Annotated in this window: 6 protein-coding genes; 2 read left to right on the top strand and 4 right to left on the bottom strand. The window is 50.6% G+C overall.

Features of this window, described 5'->3' with window-relative positions:
• Positions 1 to 127: 127 nt before the first annotated feature.
• From gloA to purM, 4 genes are all read right to left on the bottom strand, one after another.
• Positions 128 to 535: a lactoylglutathione lyase gene (gene gloA / locus KDK13_RS16440; RefSeq protein ID WP_257286067.1), complete on the bottom strand. Its 408-nt coding sequence runs from the start codon at positions 533 to 535 to the stop codon at positions 128 to 130.
• A 41-nt stretch (positions 536 to 576) separates the two neighbouring features.
• Positions 577 to 1461, bottom strand: a complete 885-nt coding sequence (locus tag KDK13_RS16445) for a DUF3108 domain-containing protein (protein WP_257286068.1) — start codon at positions 1459 to 1461, stop codon at positions 577 to 579.
• Positions 1458 to 2138, bottom strand: a complete 681-nt coding sequence (gene purN, locus KDK13_RS16450) for a phosphoribosylglycinamide formyltransferase (RefSeq protein WP_257286069.1) — start codon at positions 2136 to 2138, stop codon at positions 1458 to 1460. The genes KDK13_RS16445 and purN overlap by 4 nt, the downstream gene beginning before the upstream one ends.
• A 108-nt stretch (positions 2139 to 2246) precedes the next feature.
• Positions 2247 to 3293: a phosphoribosylformylglycinamidine cyclo-ligase gene (gene purM, locus KDK13_RS16455; protein ID WP_257286070.1), complete on the bottom strand. Its 1047-nt coding sequence runs from the start codon at positions 3291 to 3293 to the stop codon at positions 2247 to 2249.
• A gap of 330 nt (positions 3294 to 3623) precedes the next feature.
• Between purM and KDK13_RS16460 the strand changes: the two genes are divergently transcribed.
• Entirely contained in the window at positions 3624 to 4661 is a 1038-nt protein-coding gene (locus KDK13_RS16460) for a DUF2066 domain-containing protein (RefSeq protein ID WP_257286071.1), read from the top strand.
• 64 nt (positions 4662 to 4725) lie between these two features.
• Entirely contained in the window at positions 4726 to 6171 is a 1446-nt protein-coding gene (locus KDK13_RS16465) for an ankyrin repeat domain-containing protein (protein ID WP_257286072.1), read from the top strand.
• Positions 6172 to 6416 lie beyond the last annotated feature (245 nt).

The raw sequence follows: 6416 nt of genomic DNA on the forward strand, positions 1-6416 counted from the left end.
CCGTACTCCCCGGTACGGCGCTCCTTCACAAAATCCCTTAGAGCGACAAAGTCCTGCGCGAGATTCGGGGCAGTTTATGAAATATCCGGGCTAATTTACCACTGTGCCTAATCAGGAAGAATCAGGATTAGCCGTTAAGCCCTTCAGAAGCAGCCCTGGATTGAATCAGTTCAATTTTGTAACCGTCCGGGTCTTCGACAAAGGCAATTTCAGTGCTGCCCCCCAATACCGGACCCGGTTCCCGGGTGATTTTTCCGCCGGCCTTACGAATGGCATCACAGGTGGCATAAATATCATCTGCACCCAGGGCTACATGGCCAAAGGCATTGCCCAGGTCGTACTGTTCGGTACCCCAGTTGTAGGTCAGTTCAATCACTGCCTGCTCGGATTCATCGGCATAGCCAACAAAAGCGAGGGTGTATTGGTACTCTTCATTGTCGTGTTTTCTCAACAGCTTCATACCGAGAATTTCAGTATAAAACTTGATTGATCGATCAAGGTTGCCAACACGCAGCATGGTGTGGAGAAATCGCATTTCAGGTTCCTTTTGGTTGTATGTATCAGAAAAAATATTGATCAGAGATGTCTGGGGCGTTCAGACAGTTTTGTGGCTTGTCTCTTTTTCAGTGGCTTGCCATCAATGGCAGCCTCTTTGATCTCGATGGTATAGGTCGTGCCTTTTTCTTCCTGCAATAGCTTTACCAGGAAATAGTCATAATTTTTGGCAAACCAGATCCAGGTTGCCCGGTCATCATTGGTTCTGTGTATTTTGACTCTGACGGTTTTCAGGTTGCCAAGGTCGGTTGTCAATGTCTCTTCGCCTTCGATGATGAACTTTCGCTGATAGACTTCATCGTCATCGGCAACATCATAGCTCAGCGGTTTGCCATGGGCTGCCGCCAGATCCATCCGCAGTTTCAGCTGATAGCTCAGGTTATCCAGCGTTTCCGGTTTCAGGTCCATCGACCACTGCCGGTCACCCTGCTGCCAGTTTACCTTGTTACTGGACCAGTCAAAGGTGGCACGTTCCGCCGGTTTTTTGCCAAGCCCCGTTCTTTCCTGAAGGTACTGACTGGGGATCAGCTGTGCACCTTTGCGGGCAAAGTGGCTGGTCTCTTTCATGCCAAAGAAAGCGGCATCGGCGCTGAACTCAAGCGTCCAGGTACCGTCCACATTTTGGGTCAGGGATCTTTCTCCAGACCCGGCAAAGGGAATACCTTTGATGGAAGCCTTATAGATGGCGGAATATGGCCTGAGCGTGAAAGCCCGGGCTTTCACGCTGTCAGGGTTTTGCGCCTGGCTGGCGGCTGCAAAACCGGTATTTCCTGCGGCCAATAGCGTCAGGACAAGCGTTGCTCTGAACAGGAGGGCTCTGTATTGACCGGAGTGAGTCGTTATTGATTTCGCTCTGTGGCCCTGAAAGCAGTGGCAATAAAAGCGTGGTTGATCCAGATTAATCATGCCAGTTCCAGGGCGTTTTCCTGCAGTTGGTAGCCCAGTGGGTCAATGGGGTGATCATCCAGTATGGCTTTATCACCGTTCAGCTGAAACCTGCCAGAGGTGATCAGATGGACGGCCAGGGGATAAATCTGGTGCTCCATGGCCTGCACACGCTGTTTCAGGCTCTCTTCATTGTCGGTGGGCTCGACACTCAGTGAAGCCTGAATGATATGGGCACCACTGTCCAGTTCGGTTGTTACGTAGTGAACGGTACAGCCATGGCGCGTCTTTTGATCAGCAAGTACCCGGCGAAAGGTGCCAAGACCTTTGTATTCAGGCAGCAGGGATGGGTGAATATTGATCAACTTGCCCGCGAATTTTTCCACAAACTCGGGACTGAGGATTTTCATATAACCGGCCAGTACCACAAGGTCCGGCTCAAAGCGGTTAACCTCTTCAACCAGGCGCTGGTCAAAGGCTCCCCGGGAGGAAAAGACCTTATAGTCCAGACCAAGGGCAGCAACTTTGTGCTGTCTCGCCCTTTCCAGCCCGTAAGCCTCTGGTACGTTGCTGATGACCCCGACAACCTGATAACTGTAGTGATGTTCCTGATCCAGAAGTGCCTGAAGGTTACTGCCGTTTCCTGATAGCAGAACGACAACTCGCTTTTTTGGGCTCACGGCTGGCTTCTCGCTCACTGCTGTTTCCTGAATGCTTTTAATGGTGTTGTGATTGAAATTCGACAGGCCTGGGTGAAATAGCACTCAAGCCTGTTATTGGTCAGAAAGGAGCCTTAAAAGTTCCGGTTATTGAAAAATGACAGGATCGGTATCGCTGTCTGCGGATTCAATATGGCCGATAATGACGCTTTCCTCTCCCAGCGCTTCCAGACGCTTGATTGCCTGCTCCCGGTGGCTCTCGGGGATACAGAGCACCATACCAATACCACAGTTGAAGGTACGGTACAGTTCAAAGGACTCAATGTTGCCCTTTTCCTGCAGGAAACGGAAGATGGCGGGGATTTCCCAGCTCTGTGTGTTGATCACCGCACGACAGCCCTGGGGAATCACCCTTGGCAGATTCTCAGGCAGGCCGCCCCCGGTAATGTGGGCCATGGCATGGATTGGCAGTTCCTTTTGCAGCTGCAGCAGTGATTTGACGTAAATGCGTGTTGGCGCCATCAAATGCTCTGCCAGTGACTTGCCTTCCAGCGTGGCATTGAGGTCTGATCCGGCCACTTCCAGAACCTTGCGGATCAGTGAGTAACCATTGGAGTGCGGCCCGCTGGATTTCAAACCGATTAACAGGTCACCAGCGGACACTTTACTGCCATCAATGATTTGTGACTTCTCAACAATGCCGACACAGAAGCCCGCCAGGTCGTAATCGTCACCCTGGTACATACCGGGCATTTCGGCCGTCTCACCGCCGATCAGGGCACAGCCGGACTGTTCACAGCCTTTGCCAATCCCGGTCACAACCCGTTCAGCCACATCCACATTCAGTTTGCCAGTGGCGTAGTAGTCCAGAAAGAACAGCGGCTCAGCGCCACAAACCAGCAGGTCGTTGACGCACATGGCCACCAGGTCAATGCCAATATGGTCATGCATGCCCAGGTCCATGGCCAGCTTCAGTTTGGTACCAACACCATCGGTACCGGAAACCAGCACCGGTTCTTTATACCCGGCTGGCAGCTGGCAAAGCGCTCCAAAACCGCCCAGGCCGCCCATTACCTCAGGGCGGGAAGTGGCCTTCGCCACCTGTTTAATACGTTCAACCAGGGCGTTTCCAGCGTCAATATCGACACCTGCATCCTTGTAACTCAGGGAGGTTCTGGAATCCGATTTGTTCATTGATATGAATCCGCTTGTTGCCAGAGCTTGTTACCTCCGGCAGTGCCGGAAGTGATTTAATCTGAACTGTACACTGGCCAACGGCGGTGTTCAGTCCAAAACGATTTGGGTGAATGAAGGCGGCTATTCTAGGAGGCTGTGGTATTTATCGCAATGCTGTTACCGAATTGTCGCTTATGGCAAAATGGCACTTATTTGATTTTTACGTACAGGATTTTATTGATGCCTGTGGCTATGCGATGTAAAACTTTTTTTCAAAACCTGATTAGTTCACTTCCCTTTTTACCTGCTCTTGACGTTCGCTCAGCCGGTAAGATGGCGTGTCTGCTATTGGGCCTTCTCGTTCTGTCCACATTGCCGGGATATACCAGTGCGGCCACGGTCAAAGGGCTATACACTCAGGAAGTACCTGTTTCCGGGCAGGGTTACCAGGAGCGGGCTGACGCCATGAGTCAGGCTCTGGCAAATGTGCTGGTAAAAGTGGCCGGACAGCGGGAGGTGCTGTCCAACAGTGTGGTAAGGCGTGCACTGGCCAGGCCTGAAACCTACATCAGTAAGTTTGGTTTTCGCAGCTCTTCAGTCGGTGAGGATCCCTCTCTCAACCGTCAGCAGTATTTTCAGGCTGTTTTTGATCAACAGGCGATCAATCAGCTGTTGCGCAGCGCCGGTGTGGCTATATGGGGACCGAGCAGACCGTCCACGCTGGTATGGCTGGCGCTGGAAAATGGCGGGCAACGCGCAATCGTCAATGCCTCAGGTGCCTTTCCAGTGGTGTTTGCCGAGACCTTTCAGGGGCGGGGCTTGCCTCTGCTCTTTCCTTTGATGGACTTTGAAGATACTGCGGCGGTTTCAACCGTCGATGTATGGGGCGGCTTTACCGGCAAATTGCAGGAGGCGTCCCGGCGTTATGGCTCTGAATCGATTCTGACGGGGCGTTTATCACAAAATGATGAACGCTTTTATGGTCGGTTGAGCCTGGTCTTCCGGGGAGCCAGTCAGTCTGTGGCGGTTAATGGTCTTGATGCGGCTGCTGTTACGCAGCTGGCGGCTGACCTGGTGGGTACAACACTGTCCCGGCATTACGCCATCGATGCTTCTGATGCCAGTAGTAAGACGTTGCTGGTGGTAGGGAATATCGCCAGCCTGGAAGATTATGCTGCCCTGAATAGATACCTTGAGAGAATCACGGCTATTCGTGACGTGTCTGTTTATCGAGTGGCAGGTTCAACGGTTGAGTTGGAGCTGGTTATCGATGGTTCTGAAAGCCAGTTAGCCGATGCCCTGGCCCTGGGGCGAAATCTCAGGCGGGTTCCATCGGCTGTGCAGCCTGGCTCTGCTGCTACTATGCACTACAGTTGGTCCCGCTGACAGGCTGTTACCATGGGCCTGTTCGTCTGATTCTTTGTGAGCGATACATTAATCGGTGGTCCATGTGAATAGTAGTGTTAGTACTGATAGTTCTGGCAGAACAGACTGGGGTTGTTTGTATCGACAGGGCAATACCCGGGATGCAGATACCGCCCCCGGAGCAAGAAAAAGAACCAAATCATTGTCGTGTTTTAACCGGTCGCTTTTGTCTCTGGAAAATACCCCGGGCTGTCCTGGCTTGAGCAATACTTTTTCAGAGAATCGTGAACCTGTCAGACGATGGGTTTCATTACCCGATTTGACACCCTGCAGCTATGAAACCAATGCACCTTCAGGGTGTAGCAAACTGATAATGACAAAACCGCAGTGGGCGGCAGGACCGCTGCACCGGGAATCTGAGGCAAGCGGTGATGCAGATAATGCTACCGGATGTTTACTCTTAGCCATCGAGAGGAATGATTGTGAAGCGGTCCAATTCCTGGTCAAGGATCCCTCTGTGGATCTTAACAGGGGGGTGATCAGCAAAAGTTCGAAGCATCGTTGCACTCCTTTAATGCTGGCCATTGAAAAGAATTTCCTGGAGGTTGCCAGAATTATTCTCAATGTTGAAATGGTTGAGATTGATAAAGTGCTTGGTTTGAATGCTTTACATATTGCTGCACAACATGGCCAGATTGATGCTGTTGATCTGCTATTGCGTTCAGGGGCAGATGTTAATATCCCGGATTTGAATGGCTGGACAAGCCTGATGAAGGCTGTTGCGACGAAGAATGAGGCGGTTATCAGATTGTTGCTTGGTTATCAGGCCGATGTGAAATTGATTAATTCGCTGGGTTTATCTGCCCTCAATATACTGGTTAATGATGAGAATACCGAGAGACCTGATCTATTACTGTTACTGCTTGAACATGGGGCTCCTATTGATCAATGTGACAGGAATTCCTGGTTTCCGCTGATAATAGCCATCAAGAATGGTTATTTGCAGTATATTCGAATATTGCTTAATGAAAGCTGGGAAAAAGCGACCTGTCAGAAAGAAGGGCTGGTTTTTTTATTTGCAGCTGTGCATGGGGATGAATCCTTACTCAGATATTTGTACGACAAAATGCCGAAGAGGTATTTGTCGTTTAAGGATATCAATCAATATTATCCTTTACGGGGTGTTCCTGTTTCTTACGACAAGACGTCATTAACATTATTAAAAGACAGATTTGGGGAGGGTTTATCCCCTGAACTGCCTGATGCGTTTTTTTCTCTGAAAAGTTGGTGTCGCCGGGTCATTCAACAGCGGGTGTCGGGTGATGATTTTGGTCGGCTGCCCCTGCCTGAACAGTTGCGAACCTATTGCGCCCAGGCTCAGTTCCCCGTACTTGTGGACAACGAGCAAGAGCTTTGGGCGTTTTACACATCTGAATATGAAGTTGAATGTCGTGAAGATTGGTTCCTGACATGGGACAGTCTGTCTCCGATTGATTCGGTCGACAGGTTTCATGAGGAAATCTGGGGGTAGGCGTATATAGGTAGTTAACCGCCGACCTTGAAGTTACTACTGATTTTTCGGTATAGCTTTCGGTAAAAATAGCACGGCGCTTTTACACAAGGATTTTTACGATGAATCTTACTCTTCACCAGCGTTATATGGTTGCCGCTGTTGCGCTGGCACTGTTTCTGGTGGTTCATTTTCTGGGGCCGGTACTGACGCCTTTTGTCGTCAGTATGGTGCTGGCATATCTTGGTGACCCCCTGACGGACTGG

Source organism: Endozoicomonas sp. SESOKO1 (assembly GCF_024606265.1).
In the GTDB taxonomy this organism is placed as follows: Bacteria; Pseudomonadota; Gammaproteobacteria; order Pseudomonadales; family Endozoicomonadaceae; genus Endozoicomonas.

Bases quoted from the DNA above. Each gene is read 5' to 3' on its own strand.
- gloA (WP_257286067.1), bottom strand. From the start codon at position 535: ATGCGATTTCTCCACACCATGCTGCGTGTTGGCAACCTTGATCGATCA.
- KDK13_RS16445 (WP_257286068.1), bottom strand. From the start codon at position 1,461: ATGATTAATCTGGATCAACCACGCTTTTATTGCCACTGCTTTCAGGGC.
- purM (WP_257286070.1), bottom strand. From the start codon at position 3,293: ATGAACAAATCGGATTCCAGAACCTCCCTGAGTTACAAGGATGCAGGT.